Origin of the sequence: Lentzea sp. NPDC042327, from assembly GCF_040647275.1 — a bacterium.
GTDB lineage: Bacteria > Actinomycetota > Actinomycetes > Mycobacteriales > Pseudonocardiaceae > Lentzea.
This window is the reverse complement of sequence record NZ_JBEZBX010000019.1, coordinates 39969-58007: the sequence shown is the minus strand read 5'-3', so window position 1 is coordinate 58007 and position 18039 is coordinate 39969. Positions and strand designations below refer to the sequence as shown.

Sequence of the window (18039 nt, the reverse complement as noted above, 5' to 3'; positions counted from 1 at the left end):
CACCAGGGCTATCAGCAGCAGCGGCGTCCCATGCCGCAGGGGCGACCGAGGAAGAGGAAGCGTCCCGGACGCACCATCCTCGTCGTGCTGCTGGTCTTGCTGCTGGCCGCAGTCGGGTTCTTCTTCTACGTCGACTCGACCCTCAAGCGCATCGACGCGCTGCCGGACTACGAGGGGCGGCCGGCCGAGACGCCGGGCACCACGTGGCTGCTCGTCGGTTCCGACGCGCGGGAAGGCCTGTCGCAGGAGCAGAAGGACGCCCTCGCGACCGGTGACGCGGCGGGCCGGCGCACCGACACCATCATGATGCTGCACCTGCCGGACAACAGCGCGGCCAAGCCGACGCTGCTGTCGTTGCCGCGCGACTCCTACGTCCCCATCCCGGAGAACGGGCGCAACAAGATCAACGCGGCGTTCGCGTTCGGTGGGCCGCAGCTGCTCGTGCGGACCGTCGAGGGTGCGACGGGCGTGCGGATCGACCACTACATGGAGATCGGCTTCGGCGGGTTCTCCGACATGGTCGACGCGGTCGGCGGCGTCGACATCTGCATCGACGAGCCGATCAAGGACCCGCTGGCCGGCATCGACCTGCCCGCCGGCTGCCAGGAGCTCGACGGGCCGCAGGCGCTCGGGTTCGTGCGGACCCGTGCGTTCGCGACCGCGGACCTGCAGCGCGTGCAGAACCAGCGCAAGTTCCTGTCGGCGCTGTTCGAGAAGGTGCAGAGCCCTGCCACCCTCGCGAACCCGTTCCGCGTCGTTCCGCTGCTCAACGCGGCGTCCGGTGCGGTGTCGGTCAACGAGGACGACCACGTGTGGCACCTCGCGAGCGTCGCCCTCAACATGGGCGAGGCGCAGAGCGGGACGGTGCCGATCGCGGGCACCCCGACGGTGCCCGGTGCGGGTTCGGTCGTGCAGTGGAACAAGGAGCAGGCGTCCCAGCTGTTCGACCTGATCAGCAAGGACCAGCCGGTTCCCGCTGACCTGATCGCTGTCCCGAAGTAGTCACTCGGCGGGTTCGGGGATGGGCTCCGAACCGGTCAGACCGGCCTCCTGTGCGATCTCTTCGAGCTCGCGCAGGAGGTCGTCGTATATGGGTGTCAAAGACATGGTGGTAGCCCCCTCGTTCTGATCTTCCCCCGTTCAGGTGACGGGAGCTTACGCCCCTGTACCCGGCGTTCTCGCGACATATGCCCGAATCTCGCTAAATGGTGGCTAAATCTACCTTGCGACCAGGCAATATGTGGAGCCGCCACATGTCGGTCACGACCGGTCACGCCTACCGTTTCCGGCCATGTCGAGTGTCACGGGCCACACCGCACTGGTCACCGGAGCCGCCAGCGGCATCGGCCTGGCCTGCGCCCGCGCCCTGTCGTCTGACGGCGCGAAAGTCCACCTGGTCGACGTCGACCCCGGCGTGCTGCCGCTCGCCGAGGAGATCGGCGGTGTCGGGCACGTCCTCGACCTGACCGGTGACGTCGGCGCTTTGCCCGCCGAGGTCGACGTCCTCGTCAACAACGCCGGCGTGCAGCACGTCGCCCCCATCCACGAGTTCCCCGCCGACCGCTTCTCGGCGATGCTGGAACTCATGCTCGGTGCCGCGTTCCGGCTCACCCGGCACGTCCTGCCGCACATGTACGACCGCGGCTGGGGACGGCTGGTCCACGTCTCCAGCGTGCACGGGCTGCGGGCGTCGGCGTTCAAGTCCGCCTACGTGGCGGCGAAGCACGGCCTGGAGGGCTTCTCCAAGGTCGCCGCGATCGAGGGCGCGCCGCACGGCGTGACCTCCAACTGCGTGGCACCCGGCTACGTGCGGACCCCGTTGGTGGAGAAGCAGATCGCCGACCAGGCGCGGGTGCACGGCATCCCCGCAGCCGACGTCGCGGAGCAGGTCTTCCTCAAGCGCAGCGCAGTCAAGCGGCTGATCGAGCCCGACGAGGTGGCGGCAGCCGTGCTGTGGTTGTGCGACAACAGTTTTGTGACCGGTACGTCGTTGGCCGTCGACGGCGGCTGGACTGCTCAATGAGGAGTTGTCGATGATCAAGAAAGTGGTTGGGGCCTCACTCATCGGGACAACGGTGGAGTGGTACGACTTCTTCCTCTACGGGTCGGCCGCCGCCCTGGTGTTCAACAAGCTCTTCTTCCCGACCGCCGATCCGCTGACCGGCACGCTGCTCGCCTTCACCACGTACGCGATCGGCTTCCTCGCACGGCCGCTGGGCGGGCTGGTGTTCGGCCACTACGGCGACCGGCTGGGGCGCAAGAAGCTGCTGGTGCTGTCGTTGCTGCTGATGGGTGGCGCGACGATGCTGATGGGCGTGCTGCCCACGTACGCGTCGGTGGGCGTCCTGGCGCCGTTGCTGCTGACGTTCCTGCGGCTGGTGCAGGGCTTCGCGCTCGGCGGCGAGTGGGGCGGGGCCGTGCTCATCGTGTCCGAGCACGGTGATCCGCAGCGGCGCGGGTTCTGGGCGTCGTGGCCGCAGGCCGGTGTGCCGTGCGGCAACCTGCTCGCGACGGCGGTGCTCGCGGTCCTCGCGGCGGTGCAGTCGGACGCGGACTTCCTCGCGTGGGGCTGGCGCATCCCGTTCCTGCTCTCCGGTGTGCTCGTGGTGATCGGTCTGTGGATTCGGCTCACCGTGTCGGAGTCGCCGATCTTCCTGGCCGCCCAGGAGAAGGCGGCACAGGAGACGAAGGCGAAGGGGCCGGCCGAGGAGAAGGCGCCCGCGCTGGAGCTGCTCAAGCACAACTGGCGCGAGGTGCTGATCGCGATGGGCGCGCGGTTCGCCGAGAACGTGTCGTACTACGTGATCACGGCGTTCATCCTCGTCTACGTCGTCACCGGCCTCGGGCTGTCGAAGTCGGTCGGCCTCAACGCGGTGCTGGTCGCCTCGGCCGTGCACCTGGTGACGATCCCGGTGTGGGGTCACCTCTCCGACCGGTTCGGGCGGAAGCCGGTCTACCTCGTCGGCACGGTCGGCATGGCCGGGTGGATCTTCGCGTTCTTCGCGCTGCTCGACACCAGGGACCCGGTGCTGATCACGCTCGCCACGACCGTCGGACTCGTGCTGCACGGCGCGATGTACGGGCCGCAGGCGGCGTTCTTCTCGGAGCTGTTCGGGACGCGGGTGCGCTACTCGGGTGCGTCGGTCGGCTACCAGCTCGCCTCGATCGCGGCCGGCGCGCTGGCCCCGTTGATCGCGACCGCGCTGCTGCAGGCGTACGGGTCGTCGTTCCCCATCGCCGTCTACGTGGTCCTCACCTGCGTGATCACCGTGGTCGCGATCGTCTTCGCGAAGGAGACCCGTGGTGCGGACCTGGAGGAACGTGACAGGGTTGGGGTGTGACACGACGGCGTGAAGCCGAACTGGCGGCGTTGTTCGACACCGCGTCCGAGCTCGCGGGCATGCGCGAGCCGGACGCGGTCCTCCGCTCGATCGTGCGGAGGGCGCGCACGCTGCTCGGCACCGACCTGTCGTACCTGTCGATGAACGACCCGGCCGGCACCTACATGCGGGTGACGGACGGGTCGGTCTCGCCGCTCTTCCAGCAGGTCCGGCTCGGCCTCGGCGAGGGCCTGGGCGGGCTCGTGGCGCAGACCGCCCAGCCCTACGTCACGCCCGACTACTTCGGCGACGCCCGGTTCAACCACACCGGCCCGATCGACTCGGCGGTGCGCGACGAGGGCCTGGTGGCGATCCTGGGCGTGCCGCTGAAGCTCGGCTCGAAGGTCATCGGCGTGCTCTACGCGGCCGACCGGACCGCGCGGGAGTTCCCGCCGGAGGAGGTCTCGCTGCTGCAGTCGCTGGCCGACCACGCGGCCATCGCGATCGACACGGCGTCGCTGTTCGAGACGATCCAGGCCAACAACGCCGCGATGAAACGCGCGGAGGAGGCGCACGACCGGCTCACGGACCTGGTGCTGCGCGGTGGTTCCGCCGCCGACGTGGCCGCCGCGGTGGGGGAGCTGCTGGGCGGTGCGGTGGAGGTCCTGGAGACCGCGCCGACGTCCGCTGTGCGCGCCAACGGCCGTGCGGTGCGGATCGACGGCGTGTGGGTGTGCGCGGTGCTCGCGGGTTCGGAGCTGCTCGGCGGGGTCACCCTGTCCGGGCGGCCAGAGCTGTCGGACGCCGACCGGCGGCTGTTCGAACGGTCGGCGGTCGTGACGGCGTTGCTGTTGCTGCTGCGCAGGACCGTGGCGGAGGCGGAGAACAAGGTCCGCGGCGAGCTGATCACCGACCTCCTCGACGGGCGCGACCCGGCGGCGCTGCTGGCGCGGGCACGCCGGGTCGGCGTCGAGCTGACCGACCCGCACGTCGTGCTCGTGGCGGACGGGAACCTGGGCGCCGCCACGCACTACGCATCGGTCCACAGAGGACTGGCGGGCTCGCGGGACCGGGACGTGGTGCTGGCGCTGCCGTCCGGGTCGACGGCGGTCGCCCAGGAGGTCGCGCGGGCGCTGGGAGCCACGGTCGGCGCGTCCGGGCCGGTCGCGGGGCCGGTGGCCATCGCGGCCGCCTACGAGGAGGCCCGCCGCTGCCTGCGGGCGCTGCGGCTGCTGGGCAGGGAGAAGGACGCCGCGACGATGGCCGACCTCGGGTTCGTCGGCGTGCTGCTCGGGGAACGCGCGGACGTGTCCGGCTACGTGCGGTCCGTGCTGGGCCCGGTGCTCGACTACGACACCGAACGCGGCACGGAGCTGGTGCACACGCTGGAGGTCTACTTCCGCTGCGGCGCGAGCCTGAGCCGCGCCAAGGCCGAGCTGCACCTCCACGTCAACACGGTCACGCAACGGCTCGACCGGGTCACGTCGCTGCTCGGCGACTGGCAGTCGCCGGACCGCGTGCTGGAGGTGCAGCTCGCCCTGCGGCTGCTGCGCCTCCTCGGCTGACACCGGCACCGCACCACCGGCCGCCGCGTCGGAGTCGCCGAACGGCTTGGCGATCAGCATGCAGAGCAGGCTGAGGCCGGCCACGAGCGCACCGCTGAGGATCGAAGCCGTAGCACTGGTAGAGGTCGATGATGCCCGCCGCGAAGAACGCCGGCAGGTAGCCGCCGGAGCCTTCCGCGCCGTAGCTGACCGACGCGATGGTGACCAGCAGGGCGATCAGGTGGACCCAGCCGGTCCTCGGCGGTCACCGCCGCTACGCCTGCCTGATCAGGTCGGCGGCCCGCTCTCCGATCATGAGGACGGTGACCATGGGGTTCACCGTCGGCATGGTGGGGAACACGGACGCGTCGACGACGCGGAGGCCTTCGAGGCCGATGACCTTCAGGTCACCGTCCACAACGGACCCGATCGCGCAAGTGCCTGCCGGGTGGTAGACGGTGTGCGCGGCCCTGCGGCCGTACTCGGACAGCTCCTCGTCGCTCGTGACGTCCGGGCCGGGGGCGATCTCCCGCTTGAGCCACGACCTCAACGGCTCCTGCTCGGCGATCTTCCGCGCGATCCTGAAGCCGTCGACCAGGGTCTGCTCGTCGTAGCCGTCGGGGTGGGTGAAGTAGCCGAAGTCGAGCGCGGGCTTCTCCGCCGGGTCGCTGGACCGCAACCACATCCGGCCCCTGCTGTGCGGGCGCGGGACGTTCGGCGTCATGCACACGCCGTGCTCCACCGCCGGGTGGCCGAGGCGTTCCGTGTGGACGGTGAACGGGATCTGGTAGAAGTGGAACATCAGGTCCGGCCGCGGGTCGGCGGCGTCGCGGCGGATGAACAGGCCCGCGTCGGAGTCCATCACCGAGTTCTCCGGCAACGGTCCCGTGGTCTCCCACACGATCACCGACTCGGGGTGGTCGAGCAGGTTCTCGCCGACACCGGGCAGGTCGTGCTTCGGCTCGATGCCGATGCTGCTCAGGTGCTCGGCGTCACCGACGCCGGAGAGCATCAGCAGGCGGGGCGTGTCGATGGCGCCCGCGCACAGCAGGACCTCCTTGTTCGCCTCGACGTAGCCCTTGTCGGTGTGCACGCCGATCGCGCGGTCGCCGTCGAACTCGATCTTGCTCGCCCACGTGTGGAGCAGCAGCGTCAGGTTCCTGCGCTCCAGGACCGGGTGCACGTACGCCGTGGACGCGCTCGAACGCTGGTTGTCCTTCTCCGGGTGGTAGGCGATGGAGAAGAAACCCACGCCGTCCTGGAACGGCCCGGCGTTGAAGTCCTCGACCTCGGGAACGCCGGTGGCCCGCCGCGCCGCGGCCACGAAGTCCCGCGCGATCGGGTTCCGGTCCTTCTCCGCCACCGGGGTGATGTTGAGCTGGACCCTGTCGAAGTACGGGCCGACCGCGTCCCACGTCCAGCCGTGGCCCCAGTCGTCGAGGTCCTGCGGCAGCGGCTGGAAGCAGATCAGCGTGTTGTGGCTGGAACACCCGCCCAGGACCTTCGCGCGGCTGTGCCGGATGTGCGAGTTGCCGTTGGGCTGCTCGACCGTCGGGTAGTCGTAGTCGTACTCGGTCTCCAGCAGGTTGATCCAGTTGCGCAGGTTGAGGATCTTCTCGTCGCCCACGTCGGAGGGACCGCCCTCGACGACCGCGACGGTGACGTTCTCGTCCTCGGTCAGCCGTGCCGCGAGCACGCAGCCCGCCGTGCCGCCGCCGACGATCACGTAGTCGTACGCGGTCACTCGGTGTCCTCCCGCGCGGAACGAGTGCGGCGTGCGAACCAGTTCTGTGCCTGTGGCTTGAGGTTCTGGTAGACGTGCTTGGGCTCGGTGTACTCGTGCAGACCGGCGGTGCCGAGCTCGCGGCCGACACCGGAGCGCTTGAAGCCACCCCACTCGGCCTGCGGCAGGTAGGGGCCGAACTCGTTGATCCACATGGTGCCGTGGCGCAGCTTCTTGGCGACCCGCTGCGCCTTGTCGAGGTCCTGGCTCCACACACCGCCGGCGAGGCCGTAGTCGGTGTTGTTGCCCAGCGCGATCGCCTCCTGCTCGGTCTGGAAGCGCTCGGCGGTGATGATCGGGCCGAACGTCTCGTCCTGGACGAGCCGCATGTCCGCGCGGCAGTCCGCGTAGACGGTGGGGCGGAAGAAGAAACCGTTCCGCAGTTCGGGTTCGTCCGGTCGCCTGCCGCCGGCCTTCAGGGTGGCGCCCTCCTGCTCCGCGATCTCGACGTAACGCTCGACCTTGGCGCGGTGCTCGGCGGAGACGAGGGGACCGGACTCGGTGTCGGGGTCGAAGCCGTTGCCCAGCTTGACGAGCTCGGCCCGGCGGGCGACCTCGTCCACGAAGTCGTCGTAGACGTCGGTGTGCACGATGAGCCGCGTGCCGGACGAGCAGACCTGGCCCGCGTGGAAGAACGCGGCGGTGAGCGCGTAGTCGACGGCGACGTCGAGGTCGGCGTCCGCGAAGACGATGTTCGGGTTCTTGCCGCCCAGTTCCAGCGCGACCTTCTTCACCGTCCGCGCCGCGGCGGCCATGATCCGCTGACCGGTGGCGAGGCTGCCGGTGAACGAGATCAGGTCCACGTCCGGGTGCTCGCTCAGCGGGGCACCGACCTCGGGGCCGGTGCCGAGCACGAGGTTCGCGACACCGTCGGGCAGCCCGGCCTCGGTCAGCAGCTCGAACAGCTTGATCGTGGTGAGCGGGGTGATCTCGCTCGGTTTGGCGACCAGCGTGTTGCCCGCCAGCAGCGCCGGTGCGATCTTCCAGGAGATCTGCAGCAGCGGGTAGTTCCAGGGCGCGATCATGCCGCACACGCCGACCGGTTCGTGGTCGATGCGGCTGATGACGTCTTCCGGTGTGCCCTGGACGATCTTGGGGTGCAGCAGGCCGGCCAGCCCGCCGTAGTAGCGGAAGACCGAGACGACGTCGTCCACGTCGATCCGGCTCTCCACCAGCGTCTTGCCGGTGTCGAGGGTCTCGGTGCGGGCGATGTCCTCCTTGTCGCGCTCCAGCAGGTCCGCGACCCGGTTCAGCACGGCGGCGCGGTGCTCGGGCGCCGAGTGCTGCCAGTCTCCGTGGTCGAAAGCGGTTCTGGCCTTCGCGATCGCCTGGGTCGCCTGCTCGCGAGTGTGGTCCTCGACCTCGGTGAGAACACTCTGGTCGAAGGGGTTGATGATCTGCCGCACCGGCGACACGGAGGCCTCCCTCTCGTCTGTCCACGCAGGACATGGGGGTGTTGCCGGTCGCCGGCGGCGGTCAAACCGTGACAACCGTCTCTACCGGAGATCCCGGCGGAATCGGGTGAAGAGCCGGGCGTTGCTCATGGCCAGGACACCGACGACCGCGTCCTCGTCACGGTCGTCCCGGTAGGTCGCGACGAACTTCCGGTCCTCGATGGACCCGTCTTCGACGCGAACGACGTTCGTCGCTCGTCCGGCGAACTGGATCCGCACGCCGTACTGGTCCGACCACACGTAGCCGCCGTTGGCGTGCGTGGCGACGGTCTCGCCCGCGAGCAGGTTGCGGACGGCGACCTGCGCCTGCTCGGTGGCCGACGTCCAGTGCTCGGCGCGGTGCCCCGCGCAGTTGGCGACGTCCCCGACGGCGACGACGTTGCGGAGGTTCGTCACGCCGCCCGCGTCGCACGCGACGCCGTTGTTCAGGTCGACCGGGCCACCGGCGAGCCAGTCGGTCGCCGGGCGGGCTCCGATGCCCGCGACGACGACGTCGGCGCCGACGAGCCGGCCGTCGGCGAGCTTGATCCCGCCGTCAACGTTGACCGACTCAACGTTGACGCCGGTGATCAACGTTGATCCGTGGTCGCCGTGCAGCTGCCCGCACGCGGCGCCCATCTCCGGTCCCAGCACGCGGGTCAACGGCGTCGGCAGCGCCTCGACGACCGTGACCTCCTTGCCGAGCGCACGGGCGCTCGACGCGATCTCCGCGCCGATGAACCCGGCGCCGATGATGCCGACGTGCTGCGCGCCGGCGAACGCGTCGCGCAGCCGGGTCGCGTCGTCGAGGGTGCGCAGGACGTGCGTGCCCGGCATCGTGCGCGCGACACCGCCGGTGGCGATGACGAACCCGTCGGCGGCGACGGTGGTGCCGTCGCTGAGTGAGACTTCGCCCGCGGACAGCCCCGTGGCCCGCACGCCGAGCCGCCATTCCGCACCGAGCTCGTCCAGGTCCTCCTGGTCGGCCAGCGGCACCGCCTCGCACTTGCCCAGCAGGAAGTCCTTCGACAACGGCGGCCGGTCGTAGGGCAGGTGCACCTCGTCACCCACCACGACGACCCGTCCGTCGAACCCCTGCCTGCGCAGTGCCTGCGCCGACCTCAGACCGGCCAGCGAAGCACCGATGATCGCGATCGTCCTCACGCCACGTCCCTGTTCACCTCGACATCGACATAGACCTCACCATCCTCCACGCGAACGGGGTAGGTCCTCACCGGTCGTTTGGCGGGCAGACACGTGGGCTCGCCCGTGCGAAGGTCGAAGGACGCGGCGTGCAGCGGGCACTCGACGAGGCACCCCTCCAGCCACCCCTCGCTGAGGGAGGCGTCCTGGTGGGTGCAGGTGTCGTCGATGGCGTACAGGGTGCCGTCGGCGTTGAAGACGGCGATCGGCGCATGAGGGCCGACGATGCGCACCGCCTCTCCTGGGGGCAGGTCCGTGAGAGCGCAGGCGCGGATCATCGTCGGCCTCCGTTGCGTGAAGCGAAACGCGTTCCGAATGACGCAACACAATGTCCGGCTCCGCCGACTCGTCGTCAAGACTTCGGCCGGGTGTTTTGCTTCCCGGTTACTGTTGCGCGATGGGCAACTCCGACTCGGCAGCTCAGGTGCAGTCCGTCGACCGGGCGATCAGCGTGCTGGAGCTGCTGGCCCAGGGCGAGGCCGGGATCACCGAGATCGCGGGTGAGCTGGGCGTGCACAAGTCCACGGTGTCGAGGCTCGTCTCCGTCCTGGAGGCCCGCGGACTGGTCGAGCAGCTGGGGGAACGCGGCAAGTACGCGATCGGCTTCGGCGTGGTCCGGCTCGCGGGCGCCGCCACCGGCCGGATGGACCTCACCAAGCTCGGCCAGCCCGTCTGCCAGGCCCTCGCCGACGAGCTCGGCGAGACCGTGAACATCGCCGTGCACGACGCCGGCGTCGCCATCAACACCACCCAGGCCCGCGGTTCCGCCGCCGTCTCGGCGGTGAACTGGATCGGCCGGCGGACCCCGTTGCACGCCACCTCGTCCGGCAAGATCCTCCTGGCCCACCTGCCGGAGGCCGAGCGCACGCGGCTGGCCGCGCAGGACCTCGACCCCTACACCGAGAACACCGTGGTCGACCCCGTTCGCCTGCTGGCCGAGCTCGACGAGGTCGCACGGCAGGGGTTCGCGGTGTGCTTCGAGGAGCTGGAGCTCGGCCTGCACGCGGTCGCGGTCCCGGTGCGCGGCCACCGCGGCGAGGTGGTCGCGGCGATGAGCGCGTCCGGGCCGTCGTACCGGTTGTCGCGGCACCGGGTGCGGGAGATCGTCCCGACGATGTCGGCGGCCGCGGCCGGTCTGTCGGCGCAGCTCGGCTACTTCGCGGGCTGAGCGGGTCCGTAAGCGTTCGGCGTGGGTGCCGCGCCAACCGAGGTCAACAGCACCGCTGCCGCCCGTTTTCACGGTCCGGCACACGCCCGCGGCACGAACGGCGGTATTGACAGGCGGTCCCGCTGGCCGCAGCTTGTTGCATATAGCGGAACGAGTTCTGTGACGCGCAACAGCGGCGAAGGGGTGTCCTGATGCCTGGTGCAGTGCCTCGCGTGGTGCTCGTGGGGGCGGGGATCGTCGGGTGCGCGCTCGCCGACGAGCTCACCGAACGCGGTTTCACCGACGTCACGGTCCTCGACCAGGCGGACGGGCCCGCGGCGGGCGGGTCCAGCGGCCACGCACCGGGCCTGGTGTTCCAGACGAACCCCTGCCGCAGCATGACCGCGTTCGCCCGCTACACGGTCGAGAAGTACACCGCGCTGGGCTGCTTCGACCAGGTCGGCGGCCTGGAGATCGCCACGACCCCCGAGCGGCTCGCCGACCTGTCCCGCCGGCACGGCTGGGCCACGGCGTGGGGCGTGCCGAGCCGGCTCGTCGACGCCGGCGAGGTGGCGCGCCTGCACCCGTTGCTCGACCACGACCAGGTCCTCGGCGGCTTCCTGATCCCGAGCGACGGTCTCGCGAGACCCGTTGCCGCCGCCGAGGTACAGGCGCGGAGGGCGGTCGAGCGGGGCGCGCGGTTCGAGTACGGGCAGCGGGTCGTCGCCGTCGAGACCTCCGGCGACCGGGTGACCGCGGTGCGGACCGAGAGCGGCGCCTTCCCGGCCGACGTCGTGGTGTCGTGCGCCGGGATGTGGGGGCCGGTGCTGGGGGAGATGGTCGGGCTGACCGTCCCGCTCGTGCCGATGGCGCACCAGTACGCCTTCACCGGTGAGCTGGCCGCCGACCCGCGGGCATTGGCGCGGCAGCCGATCCTGCGGCACCAGGAAGCCGACCTGTACTTCCGCTCGCACGGCCGGGCGCTGGGCATCGGGGCCTACGGGCACCGGCCCATGCCGATCGCCGCCGGGGACATCACCGGCTCGGAGCTGCCGTTCACCGAGGAGGACTTCGCGCCGTCGTGGGAGGCCGCGGTCGAGCTGTTCCCGGCACTGGCCGAGGCGGGGGTCCAGCGCGGGTTCAACGGGCTGTTCTCGTTCACCAGCGACGGGATGCCGCTGCTGGGGGAGCACCCGCGGGTGCGCGGGTTCTGGGTCGCGGAGGCGGTGTGGATCACGCACTCGGCCGGGGTGGCGCGGTCGGTGGCCGAGTGGATCGTCGACGGGCAGCCGCGGCTCGACCTGCACGCCAGCGACCTCGGCCGGTTCGAGCAGGTGCAGCTGGCGCCGGACTACGTGCTGGAGCGCAGCTGCCGGAACTTCACCGAGGTCTACGACGTGCTGCACCCGCTGCAGCCCGTGGAGAGCCCCCGGCCGCTGCGGACGAGCCCCTTCTACGCGCGGCACCGGGAGCTGGGCGCGTTCTTCCTCGAAGCCGCCGGCTGGGAGCGGCCGCACTGGTTCGAGGCCAACGCGGACCTGCCCGAGGTCGCGGAGGTCCCGGAGCGCGGCGAGTGGGCGAGCCGGTACTGGTCGCCGATCTGCGGCGCCGAGGCCCTGGTGACGCGCAGGCGCGTGGCGATGTTCGACATGACCCCGTTGAAGCGGCTGGAGGTCAGCGGGCCGGGCGCGCTGGAGTTCCTGCAGCGCATGACGACCAACAACCTCCGGCGCAAACCGGGCGCAGTCGTGTACACGTTGCTGCTCGACGAGACCGGCGGTGTGCGCAGCGACCTCACGGTCGCGCGGCTCGACGAGACCACCTTCCAGGTCGGCGCCAACGGCAACCTCGACCTGGCGTGGCTCACCCGGCACGCACCGGACGACGTCCACGTCCGGGACATCACGGCGGGAACGTGCTGCATCGGCCTGTGGGGACCCAGGGCACGCGACCTGCTCAACGGCGTCGCGCACACGCTCGACACCGGGAAGGGCTACTTCACCGCGCAACGGGGGTTCGTCAAGAACGTGCCGGTGACCGCGCTGCGACTGTCCTATGTGGGCGAACTGGGCTGGGAGCTGTACACGACGGCCGACCTCGGCGTGACGCTGTGGGACACGCTGTGGGAGGCGGGGCGGGAGCACGGCGTGATCGCGGCCGGGCGCGGGGCGTTCGCGAGCCTGCGGCTGGAGAAGGGCTACCGGTCGTGGGGCACCGACGTCACCGACGAGCACGACCCGTTCGAGGCGGGCCTCGGGTTCGCGGTGCGCGAGGACGAGGACTTCCTCGGCAAGGAGGCGCTCGGGAAGCGTTCCAGCGACCGGAAGCTCACGTGTCTCGCGATCGACGACCCGCACCAGGTCGTCATGGGCAGCGAGCCGGTGTTCCACGGCGGTGAGCCGGTCGGGTACGTCACGAGCGCGGCCTACGGGTACACGACGGGCGTCAACATCGCCTACGCGTGGCTGCCCGAGGGCGTCGGCGAGGTCGAGATCGAGTACTTCGGCTCCAGGGTGCGCGCGCGGCCGGTGCCGGAGCCGCTGTTCGACCCCGGGATGAAGCGGCTGCGCGGGTGAGCGGCACCTACGACGTCGTCGTGGTCGGGCTCGGCGGCATGGGCAGCGCCGCGGCCTGGCACCTGGCCCGGCGCGGACTCCGGGTGCTGGGGCTCGAGCAGTTCGCGCCCGTGCACGCACGGGGCTCCAGCCACGGCGAGTCGCGGATCACGCGGCAGGCCTACTTCGAGGACCCGGCCTACGTCCCGTTGCTGCTGCGCGCGCACGAGCTGTGGGACCGGGTCGAGCACGACAGCGGGCAGCGGATCTTCCACCGGGTCGGCGGCGTCCTCGTCGGCGCACCGGACAGCCGCACCGTCGCGGGCAGCCGGCGCAGCGCCGAGCAGTACGGCCTGCGGCACGAGGTGCTGGACGCGCACGACATCCGCCGGCGCTTCCCGGTGATGCGGCCACACCCGCACGAGGTCGCGCTGCACGAACCCGGAGCGGGCTACGTCGTGCCGGAGAGCGCCGTGCGCGCCCACCTCGACCTCGCCGCACGGGCGGGCGCCGAGCTGCGCTTCGCGGAACCGGTGACCCGCTGGGAGGCCGGCCGCGTCACCACCGCGAAGGGCACCTACGAGACCGGTCACGTCGTCCTCGCACCGGGACCGTGGGCGCCGCGGCTGCTGGCGCACCTGGGCGTCACGTTCGAGGTCGAACGACAGGTGCAGCACTTCTTCCGCCCCACCGCGGACCTCCGTGACCACCCCACCTACATCTGGGAACGCGCCGGCCGCACGTTCTACGGCTTCCCCGAACGCGGCGGCACCGTCAAGGTCGCCATCTACGGCGAAGGCCGGTCCTGCACGCCGGAGACCATCGACCGCACCGTCCACGACGACGAGGTCGAGGCGGCCAGGGCGCTGGTCGCCGACCGGATGCCCGGTGTCACCGGCACCTTCGACCGGGCGTCCACCTGCATGTTCACCAACACCGCCGACGGCCACTTCGTGATCGCGCGCCAGGGCGGCGTCACGGTGGCGTGCGGGTTCTCCGGGCACGGCTTCAAGTTCGTGCCGGTGGTCGGCGAGATCGTCGCCGACCTCGCAGCCGAGGGTGCGACGAGGCACCCGATCGCCCTGTTCGACCCGGCGCGTCTGAGAGGCGGAGCATGACCGGCAGCCTGATCCCCACGCTGGAGGGCCGCTACTACACCGATCCCGCGATCTTCGAACGGGAACAGACGGCCATCTTCGAGCGCATGTGGTTCTGCGCGGTCCGCGCGGCCGACCTCCCGGACGCCGGCGACTTCCGCACGGTGCAGGTCGGACGGGAGAGCGTGCTCGTCGCACGCGACCGCCGCGGTGCGCTCAACGCGTTCCTCAACGTGTGCCGCCACCGCGGCGCGCGCATCTGCGTCGAGGAGGCCGGCAGCGTCAAACGCGCGTTCCAGTGCCCTTACCACGCCTGGACCTACGCGTTGGACGGAAACCTGATCGCCGCACCCAACCTCACCTCAATGCCCGACGTCGATCGCGTTGCGTATGGACTGACGAAGGTGCATTTGCGCGAATGGCTCGGCTACGTGTGGGTGAACCTTTCGGACAGTCCTCCGAGGTTCGAGGACGACGTGCTGAGCGCGGTGACCGAACGTTTGGGGTCACTCGACGCCATCGACGGCTACGAGGTCGACCGGTTGTCCGTGGGCAGGCGGATCGTCTACGACGTCAGGGCCAACTGGAAGCTGATCATCGAGAACTTCATGGAGTGCTACCACTGCGCGACCATCCACCCCGAGCTGACCGAGGTGCTGCCCGAGTTCGCCGACGGCTACGCGGCGCAGTACTACGTCGGCCACGGCGCCGAGTTCGGCGAGGACGTCCAGGGGTTCACCGTCGACGGTGGTGAGGGCTTCGCAAGGCTTGCGGCGCTGGAGGAGGAACGCGACCGGAAGTACTACGCCATCACCGTCAAACCGCAGGTCTTCGTGAACCTCGTGCCGGACCACGTGATCGTGCACCGCATGTACCCGATGGCCGCGGACCGGACGGTCGTGGAGTGCGATTGGCTCTACGCCAAGGAAGTCGTCGCCACCGGCCGTGACGTCTCCCGCTCGGTCGAGCTGTTCCACCGGGTGAACGAGCAGGACTTCGAAGCCTGCGAGCGATGCCAGCCCGCCATGGCCTCGAAGGCCTACGCGCAGGGCGGAGTGCTGGTGCCCTCCGAGCACCACATCGGCGACTTCCACGCCTGGCTCCTCCGCAAACTGGAATCAGCCGACTAGGGGATCGACTGGTCACCCGTGCACGCGAAAGCTTGCACGGGTGATGGAGCAGACGGACTTCTTGCCCCCCAACGGGGAGCACGATCTCCTCCGCCGCATCCGCCAACTGGCCGAGCGAGCGGAACGGACGGCGCACAACAGGTCCAACTTCGTGGGACCACCGCCGTCGCAGGAGCACCTCGACATCCTCGCGGAGATCAGGACGCTCTCCGAGGAGATGACGACGGCGAGCAGGAGCACGGCCGCGCCCGCGGTGGCGGCCAAACCCGCGGCCACCCCGGCGAGGGCGGTCACGCGGGCCGAGGAACTGCCCAGGCCCGCCAGGGCGGCCGACGACCTGCTGCCCAGATCGTGACGATCGGACCGGCACGGTCGAGCCGCGATGATCGGACCGTGACGGTCGAGCCGCGACCGTCGGACCGTCACGGCCGGGCAGCGACGGTCCTGCTCGTGACGGTCCGGCCCGTGACGGTCAGCGCCGCTGGCCGCGCACCATCTTGACCAGACCCTTCATCGTCTCCTCCAGCCCGGAGCCGAACGGGTTGTCGTGCACCAGGTACGTCCACGTCGAGCTGGGGCGCTTCACCCCGGCGTCGGCGAGGTCGTAGCCGTCGTCGGTGATCTTCGCTGCCTCGTACTTCTCCTTCGCGAGCTCCCACGACTCCGGCACGATCTTGTTGAACGCCGGGATGGCCTCGCGGTGGAACTCGTCGAGCGGGTTCTGCCGCGCCAGCGCGCGCAGGTGGATGCCCTCGCGCAGGTCGGACAGGAACGTCAGGTGGTGCGTCCACAGGTCGTCGAGGAAGAACAGCGTGATCCCGCGCGCCGCCTCCGCCGCGATCTCGTCGGGCGCGCCCTCCTTCTCGCCGAGCTTCTCGAACGCGGCGTCCGTGCGCAGCACCACGTCCCGGTGCTTGAGCAGCAGGTCGCGCTGGTGCTCGATCAGCTTGTTGTAGCGCCACGTGTTGCGGTGGATCTCCAGGTCCACGCCCTCGGCCACGCGCTGGGCGTGCTCGAAGGTGTGCAGCAGTCCCTTGTCGCGCACCCGGCCGTCGGTGTCCACTTCGGACGGGTCCTCGGCGTCGGGCGCGTACTGGGTGATGAGGTCGTCCTGCAGTGACGAGAAGAACACCGAGCCACCGGGGTCGCCCTGGCGTCCGGCGCGGCCGCGCAGCTGGTCGTCGAGGCGGGAGGACGAGTGCCGGCCGGTGCCGACCACGTACAGGCCGCCCAGCTCGGCGATGCGGTCGTGGTCCTCGCCCTCGTGACCGCCCAGGCGGATGTCGGTGCCGCGACCGGCCATCTGCGTCGACACGGTGATGCGCCCGAACGAGCCGGCGTCGGCGATGATCGCCGCCTCCTCGGCGTCGTTCTTCGCGTTCAGCACCACGCACTCGAGCCCGGCCTTGCGCAGCTTCGTGGAGATCCGCTCCGACTCGGCGACGTCGAGCGTGCCGACGAGGATCGGGCGCCCGCTCTCGTGCGCGGTCTTGATCTCCTCGACGATCGCGGCTTCCTTCTGCTCCAGCGTCGCGTAGAGGCGGAAGTGCTCGTCCTCGCGGATGTTCTCCTTGTTCGGCGGGATCACGAGGACCTCGAGCGAGTAGAACTCGCGCAGGGTCTCCGCGACCGCCACGGCCGTGCCGGTCATGCCGCACCGCGTCGGGTACCGCGACAGCAGCGCCTGCACGGTCATCGAGTCGAGGATCTCGCCCGACTCGGTCGTCTGCACGTTCTCCTTGGCCTCGACCGCGGCCTGCAGGCCGTCCGGCCACCGCTGCAGCTTCGCGACGCGGCCGCGGGTGTCGTTGATCAGGTGCACCTTGCCGTCGCGCACGATGTAGTCGACGTCGCGGTGCAGCAGGACCTGCGCGTGCAGGGCCACGTTGACCTTCGACAGCGTCGAGGTGACGTGCTCCTGCGAGTACAGGTCGATCTCGCCCAGCGCGCGCTCGACGGCCTCGGAGCCCGCGCCGGTGAGGAAGACGTTGCGCTCCTCGTCGTCGATCTCGTAGTGCAGGTTCTGCCGCAGCCGCTTCACCAGGTCGGCGATCACCGGGTCGGCGGCCTCCGCGCTGGTCGAACCGGCCAGCACGAGCGGCACGCGGGCCTCGTCGACGAGCACCGAGTCGGCCTCGTCGATCAGCGCGACCTCGGGCTCGGGGACGATCAGGTCCTCCGGCCGGGTGGCGATGCGGTCGCGCAGGATGTCGAACCCGATCTCGCTGACCGGTGCGTACGTGACCTCGCACTGGTAGGCGTCGCGCCGCTCCTCGTGCTTGGAGCTGCCGTTGAGCCACCCGGCGCTGACGCCGAGCAGCCGGTACAGCGGCCCCATCCACTCGGCGTCGCGCTGGGCCAGGTAGTCGTTGACGCTGACCACGTGGACGCGCTTGCCCTTGATCGCGAACCCGGCCGCGGCCATGGCGCCGGCGAGCGTCTTGCCCTCACCGGTGGCCATCTCGACGACGAGGCCGTTGAGCAGGCCCAGCGCGCCCAGCACCTGCACGTCGAACGGCCGCTGCCCGATGGCGCGGTCCGCGGCCTCCCTGGTCAGCGCGACCAGCTCGGTGTCGGTGCACTCCTCGCGCAGCTTCACGGCGTGGGCCGTCAGCTCCTCGTCGCTGAACGCCTTGAACGCCTCGGCGTGTTTGTCCACGTCAGCGAGCCGGGCCGAGAACGGTGCGAGGTCGATCGACGCCGGTTTCTGCGCGAACCGGCGCATCCGCTGCTTGAAGCGCGCCATGAGAGTGGTCACGACGCAGCAACGTACGGCATTGCCGCGAGGTTCCGCAGAGGTCTTGACTGTGAAGGCCCGGATTGTCGG

14 protein-coding genes are annotated in these 18039 nt (G+C 70.4%); 9 read left to right on the top strand and 5 right to left on the bottom strand.

From position 1 onward, the window contains the following. Positions 1-84 precede the first annotated feature (84 nt). The 4 genes from AB0A63_RS35015 (at position 85) to AB0A63_RS35000 (ending at position 4885) form a co-directional block, all read left to right on the top strand. Positions 85-1002, top strand: coding sequence for an LCP family protein (locus tag AB0A63_RS35015; protein WP_360399030.1), 918 nt, complete (start codon positions 85-87; stop codon positions 1000-1002). Between the two features lie 289 nt (positions 1003-1291). Further along, the gene (locus AB0A63_RS35010; protein ID WP_360399027.1) at positions 1292-2023 is read left to right on the top strand and encodes an SDR family NAD(P)-dependent oxidoreductase; all 732 of its coding nucleotides are present in this window, start codon (positions 1292-1294) and stop codon (positions 2021-2023) included. 10 nt (positions 2024-2033) lie between these two features. After that, positions 2034-3341: an MFS transporter gene (locus tag AB0A63_RS35005; protein ID WP_360399024.1), complete on the top strand. Its 1308-nt coding sequence runs from the start codon at positions 2034-2036 to the stop codon at positions 3339-3341. After that, a complete protein-coding gene (locus AB0A63_RS35000; protein WP_360399021.1) occupies positions 3338-4885 on the top strand; it encodes a GAF domain-containing protein in 1548 nt (515 codons plus the stop codon). The genes AB0A63_RS35005 and AB0A63_RS35000 overlap by 4 nt, the downstream gene beginning before the upstream one ends. 253 nt (positions 4886-5138) lie before the next feature. On the opposite strand, the gene AB0A63_RS34995 is transcribed toward AB0A63_RS35000, so the two are convergent. From AB0A63_RS34995 to AB0A63_RS34980, 4 genes are all read right to left on the bottom strand, one after another. Further along, positions 5139-6608, bottom strand: coding sequence for a GMC oxidoreductase (locus AB0A63_RS34995; RefSeq protein WP_360399018.1), 1470 nt, complete (start codon positions 6606-6608; stop codon positions 5139-5141). Next, positions 6605-8062 carry an aldehyde dehydrogenase family protein gene (locus tag AB0A63_RS34990; RefSeq protein ID WP_360399015.1) on the bottom strand — a complete coding sequence of 486 codons (1458 nt, stop codon included), beginning with the start codon at positions 8060-8062 and terminating at the stop codon, positions 6605-6607. The genes AB0A63_RS34995 and AB0A63_RS34990 overlap by 4 nt, the downstream gene beginning before the upstream one ends. A gap of 81 nt (positions 8063-8143) precedes the next feature. Next, on the bottom strand, positions 8144-9244 hold the full coding sequence (locus tag AB0A63_RS34985) for an FAD-dependent oxidoreductase (protein ID WP_360399012.1): 1101 nt from the start codon (positions 9242-9244) through the stop codon (positions 8144-8146). Continuing rightward, complete coding sequence (locus AB0A63_RS34980) at positions 9241-9561, bottom strand: bifunctional 3-phenylpropionate/cinnamic acid dioxygenase ferredoxin subunit (protein ID WP_360399009.1); 321 nt, start codon at positions 9559-9561, stop codon at positions 9241-9243. Before AB0A63_RS34980 ends, AB0A63_RS34985 begins: the two co-directional genes overlap by 4 nt. A gap of 119 nt (positions 9562-9680) precedes the next feature. Here AB0A63_RS34980 and AB0A63_RS34975 point away from each other — a divergent pair, with 119 nt between their 5' ends. The 5 genes from AB0A63_RS34975 to AB0A63_RS34955 all read left to right on the top strand — a co-directional run bounded on the left by AB0A63_RS34975 (position 9681) and on the right by AB0A63_RS34955 (position 15567). Then, complete coding sequence (locus AB0A63_RS34975; protein ID WP_360399006.1) at positions 9681-10451, top strand: IclR family transcriptional regulator; 771 nt, start codon at positions 9681-9683, stop codon at positions 10449-10451. 191 nt (positions 10452-10642) lie between these two features. Continuing rightward, entirely contained in the window at positions 10643-13006 is a 2364-nt protein-coding gene (locus AB0A63_RS34970) for an FAD-dependent oxidoreductase (protein WP_360399003.1), read from the top strand. After that, a complete protein-coding gene (gene solA, locus AB0A63_RS34965; RefSeq protein ID WP_360399000.1) occupies positions 13003-14103 on the top strand; it encodes an N-methyl-L-tryptophan oxidase in 1101 nt (366 codons plus the stop codon). Before AB0A63_RS34970 ends, solA begins: the two co-directional genes overlap by 4 nt. Beyond that, positions 14100-15212 carry an aromatic ring-hydroxylating dioxygenase subunit alpha gene (locus AB0A63_RS34960; protein ID WP_360398997.1) on the top strand — a complete coding sequence of 371 codons (1113 nt, stop codon included), beginning with the start codon at positions 14100-14102 and terminating at the stop codon, positions 15210-15212. Before solA ends, AB0A63_RS34960 begins: the two co-directional genes overlap by 4 nt. Positions 15213-15255: 43 nt before the next feature. Further along, positions 15256-15567 (top strand): hypothetical protein, encoded by a 312-nt coding sequence (locus AB0A63_RS34955; protein WP_360399279.1) that lies wholly within the window; start codon positions 15256-15258, stop codon positions 15565-15567. Between the two features lie 117 nt (positions 15568-15684). On the opposite strand, the gene secA2 is transcribed toward AB0A63_RS34955, so the two are convergent. After that, positions 15685-17970 (bottom strand): accessory Sec system translocase SecA2, encoded by a 2286-nt coding sequence (gene secA2 / locus AB0A63_RS34950; RefSeq protein WP_360398994.1) that lies wholly within the window; start codon positions 17968-17970, stop codon positions 15685-15687. Positions 17971-18039 lie beyond the last annotated feature (69 nt).

Coding starts and splice junctions, on each gene's coding strand:
- AB0A63_RS34980 (WP_360399009.1), bottom strand. CDS start 9,561: ATGATCCGCGCCTGCGCTCTCACGGACCTGCCCCCAGGAGAGGCGGTG.
- AB0A63_RS35005 (WP_360399024.1), top strand. CDS start 2,034: ATGATCAAGAAAGTGGTTGGGGCCTCACTCATCGGGACAACGGTGGAG.
- AB0A63_RS34960 (WP_360398997.1), top strand. CDS start 14,100: ATGACCGGCAGCCTGATCCCCACGCTGGAGGGCCGCTACTACACCGAT.
- AB0A63_RS35010 (WP_360399027.1), top strand. CDS start 1,292: ATGTCGAGTGTCACGGGCCACACCGCACTGGTCACCGGAGCCGCCAGC.
- AB0A63_RS34955 (WP_360399279.1), top strand. CDS start 15,256: ATGGAGCAGACGGACTTCTTGCCCCCCAACGGGGAGCACGATCTCCTC.
- AB0A63_RS34970 (WP_360399003.1), top strand. CDS start 10,643: ATGCCTGGTGCAGTGCCTCGCGTGGTGCTCGTGGGGGCGGGGATCGTC.
- AB0A63_RS34975 (WP_360399006.1), top strand. CDS start 9,681: ATGGGCAACTCCGACTCGGCAGCTCAGGTGCAGTCCGTCGACCGGGCG.